The organism is Bacillus sp. SIMBA_031 (assembly GCF_046535225.1).
GTDB classification, from domain to species: Bacteria; Bacillota; Bacilli; order Bacillales; family Bacillaceae; genus Bacillus; species Bacillus velezensis.
Genome location: NZ_JAWRXC010000330.1, coordinates 1 through 265, shown reverse-complemented (window position 1 = coordinate 265; position 265 = coordinate 1). Strand labels below are relative to the sequence as shown.

At 38.9% G+C, this 265-nt stretch carries 1 protein-coding gene; it reads left to right on the top strand.

All coding sequences use genetic code 11. The features are described from left to right. On the top strand, window positions 1–265 hold a 265-nt coding region (locus tag SB724_RS20515; RefSeq protein WP_410572746.1), incomplete at both ends, for a hypothetical protein.

Here is a 265-nt window from a genome sequence, read left to right as displayed (position 1 = left end):
ATGATGTTAATGATCCTGGAAAAGGCAGCTGGCATCAATATCAGGGTGACAGACTACTGGAAGAACGTTATGTGTATAATCAATCAGAGCTTTCGGATTTTGGACATCGGTATATGTATGATTCAGAGGGAAAACGTACCGCTGATTATTATGGATATTTCAGCAAAATGCCCGATGTTTTTATGCAGCGCACCCTTTACAAATATAATGATAAGGGCGACTGCATCAAGGAAATAAAAGATGCGGAAAATGCAAAAACATACAC